General features: G+C 66.4%; 4 protein-coding genes. 1 reads left to right on the forward strand and 3 read right to left on the reverse strand.

Annotated elements, in window-relative coordinates:
* Positions 1–184: 184 nt before the first annotated feature.
* The gene (locus WCE35_RS21270; RefSeq protein WP_424595287.1) at positions 185–775 is read left to right on the forward strand and encodes a tetratricopeptide repeat protein; all 591 of its coding nucleotides are present in this window, start codon (positions 185–187) and stop codon (positions 773–775) included.
* Positions 776–860: 85 nt separating this feature from the next.
* Here WCE35_RS21270 and WCE35_RS21275 read toward each other — a convergent pair whose 3' ends face one another.
* From WCE35_RS21275 to WCE35_RS21285, 3 genes are all read right to left on the reverse strand, one after another.
* The gene (locus WCE35_RS21275; protein WP_424595288.1) at positions 861–1,769 is read right to left on the reverse strand and encodes a hypothetical protein; all 909 of its coding nucleotides are present in this window, start codon (positions 1,767–1,769) and stop codon (positions 861–863) included.
* A 120-nt stretch (positions 1,770–1,889) separates the two neighbouring features.
* The gene (locus WCE35_RS21280) at positions 1,890–2,174 is read right to left on the reverse strand and encodes a cupin domain-containing protein (protein ID WP_424595289.1); all 285 of its coding nucleotides are present in this window, start codon (positions 2,172–2,174) and stop codon (positions 1,890–1,892) included.
* 60 nt (positions 2,175–2,234) lie between these two features.
* Positions 2,235–3,480: sodium:proton antiporter (locus WCE35_RS21285; protein ID WP_424595290.1), on the reverse strand; the 1,246-nt coding region annotated here is incomplete at its 5' end.

Here is a 3,480-nt window from a genome sequence, read left to right on the forward strand (position 1 = left end):
GCGCTGATCGCCTGTCGCAGGTTTGAACTGGAAACGCGGGCCCTACGCCCGCGTTGCTGTTTCGCTCAGGGCTTTCTTCGGGGTTACCAATGCGGAACTACCCGCGCGAGCATTTTCCGCAATGACCGTTCCGGTGCGCCGGCCTTGCTCCGGAGTTTCGCGTCTTCGTGACACGGCGGCTCCGATGCTGTTGCGCGCGGTCGCGCTTGGCGTGCTGCTTGGCGGGTGCTCGTTCGATCTCGGATCATGGTCCGCATCGGACGACGCCAAGCCGCAGCAGAGCGCCGCGAAACCCACCGACGATACCGGCGCGCGCAGCGTCAGCGATGCACAAGGCCACACCACGCGCGGTCAGGTGCTGGCGCGCTCGGGCAAGACCGGGGAGGCGCTGATCGAATTCGACAAGGCGCTCGCGCTCGATCCCTACAACGCGCCGGCGCTGTACGGCCGCGGCCTGCTCTATCAGGGCGAGAAGCAGCACCGGAAGGCGATCGAGGATTTCACCCGAGCCAGCGGCCTGACGCCGCAACGGGTCGAACCGCTGCTCGGGCGCGCCGCCAGCTATCTGGCGCTCGACAGGGCAAAGGAGGCCGCCGCAGATCTCGACGAGGCGGTGGAGGCCGATCCGAACAGCGCCCAAGCCTGGAGTGCCCGCGGCCTCGCCTATGAGCGGCTTGGCGACAAGGCCAGGGCCGCTGCGTCATATGGCCGCGCGGTCGCGCTGAGCCCCAGGGACGAAGCGGCGCGCAACGGCCTGGCGCGCACTGGCAGCTAGCCAGCTTTTTCTTCACAGCAACCGAAATCCACCCGCCATCCAAATTCCGGGGCAGGCTTTCGCTCGAAAACGCGATGGTCGTTGGCTATTTCGGCACCACGGCGTGGAACATCGATTTCGCCGCCGACAGCATTTCTTCGGCCACCGAGGTATGCTCCCGCGCCGCGGGCTCAGCTGCCTCGGCGCGCAAATCGAGCGGTGGCCGCGAGAGCGGGATGTCGGCCGGCGGCGTCGGGCGGTTCGGATCGCCTATTCCGGAATTCGCCGGATACGGCGGCTTCGGCTGCGATCCCTGGTCAAAGGCTTCGCTGGCCGGCGTCGAAACCATGATCGGCGGCGGCAACGGGCGCACCGCCGGCGTACTCACGACGCGAGGGGCCTCCTGCGACCGGGTAGCCTCCTGCGTCCGCGGCGCACTTTCATTGCTGCTGCGAAGGCGTTCGATCGCCGCGCGGGCGAGATCGTTGGCGTCGCGGCGCTCTTCCGGCGCGACCGCGGCTTCCGCCGGCGGGGCAGGATTTGGCGCTGCCACGACCGGTGCGATGGCCGGCGCCGCCGGTTGCGTCGGTGCCGGAACGACCTTGGCAACGGCCTTTTCGCGCGGCGCGGGCGCGTGACGGCGCGGCTCGACAGGAACGCTCGCGGTCTCTGCCGGCGCGTCCGCAGGCCTGGTGTCGACAGATTTCGTATCGACGGACTTCTCTCGGGGCTTTTCCATGACGGCGCCCTTTTCGGAGGCCGACCGCTCGAGCAGCGCGCGTTCCGACACCCCCCTGGCCTTTACGCCGGGCTCCGGAAGGCTGCTGACCTGAGCGGGCTTTTCGCCAGGCTTGCCGTCGGTTGCGGCTTTGGGGTCGGAAGTCGATACGGCAGCCGCGGGGGCTTCGGCGGCCGGCTTGGCATTGATGTAATGGTTGACGACATAGGCCCCGATGACGGTCGCGGCCACCGAGGGCAGGATGTCCATGGCGAATTTCGTCAAGTATTTCAGCATGACCGGCCTCTCTCAGCACCGAATTTGATGCGGGAGCTTTGAGGCACATTCAGGGATCAACTGCGACGGATCGGTGGCAATTGGGGCCGTTCCGCCGCCACCGCCGGCAACCGCAGGCCGTCAGGGTTTCAGCTCGATTTCCAGGAACACGATTTCGCTCGCAGTCTCATTGAGCACGTCGTGTTCGACGCCGGCCTTGCGGAAATAGGATTTGCCGACCCCGAGCTGCGCCTTCGAGCGTTCCCCGTTGGGCGCCACGATCGTCATCTCGCCCGCGGTCACCGGCACGATCACGTAATCCATCCCGTGAACGTGATGGCCGGTGGCGCTGCCCGGCGCCAGCCGCCACTCGGTGACGCGGACCTCGGGGGTGTCGACCTGAACGTCTGAAGTGGCGCTGAGCATGGTCAGGTTCTCCGGCCGGTTCGGTTCACGTCTGCGGGGATACCCATACCGCATCCGCGGTCAGCGGAGAACAGGCGCCACGGGCAGGAACGTCAGCAGCAGAAACAGCGGGACCATGATGGCGGCGGCCCGCAGCAGATAGCCGAAAAAGCTCGGCATCCGGATGCCGCGTTCGTTCGCGATGGCCGCCACCATGAAGTTTGGCGCGTTACCGATATAGGTCAGCGCGCCCATATAGACGGCGCCCATCGAGATCGCGGCCAACGTCCCCGACAGCTCGCCCATCAACTGGCGCGGATCGCCGCCGGCGAGCTTGAAGAACAAGAGATAGGTCGGCGCATTGTCGAGGAACGCCGACATGATCCCCGTGTACCAGAAATAGGCCACCTGGTGTGGACTGCCGTCGCGCTCGGTGACCGCCGATAGCAGCCACGCGAACGCGCCTCGCTCGCCGGCGTCAAGCATCGCCAATACCGGGATGATGGCGGTGAAAATCGCGGCGAACAGCTTTGCCACCTCGCGGATCGGCTCCCAGGTGAATCCGTTGGCCGCGCGATGCTCGTCGGGCGTCAACCACAGGGAGAGCAGCGCGATTACGATCAGCGACGCGTCGCGGATCAGGTTCTGCAACTGCAGCCGGGTGCCGAGGAAGTCGAGCTCGATGCCGGGCCGCCAGTTCGCCGACATCAGAATGACCGCGACGATGCCGGCGATCAGCACGAGGTTGACGAGGCCGCGGATTCGGATCGGTTTCGCCGGTCCGGCGCGAACGACGACCGGTTCGCTTCGAAACCGCCAATGGTCCAGCGCCACGAACATCGCCAGCAGCAGGCCGGCGACGATGGCGGTCTGCATCCACAGGTTCCGGGTGGTCCAGAAGAATTCGACGCCCTGCAGGAAGCCGACGAACAACGGCGGATCGCCGAGCGGGCTCAGCGCACCGCCGACATTGGCGACGAGGATAATGAAGAAGATCACCACATGGGTGTTGTGGCGGCGCGAAATGTTGGCGCGGATCAGCGGCCGGATCAGGATCATGGCGGCGCCGGTGGTGCCGACGAAGCTCGCCATCGCGGTGCCGAGCGCGAGCATGACTGCGTTGTTCCATGGCGTGCCCGCGATGTCGCCGCTGACGACGATACCGCCGGCGATGGTATAGAGCGCGAAAAGCAGGACGATGAAGCTCAGATATTCGCCGAGCATGGCATGGGCGAAGGCCGCGAGCATCACCGTGCCATCGGCATGCCACGCGATCGCGGCGAGCATCAGGGCGGCCCATGCGGCGGCGATCTTGCCATAGTGGGCG

It is taken from the genome of Bradyrhizobium sp. (assembly GCF_049691595.1).
Classification (GTDB): domain Bacteria; phylum Pseudomonadota; class Alphaproteobacteria; order Rhizobiales; family Xanthobacteraceae; genus Bradyrhizobium.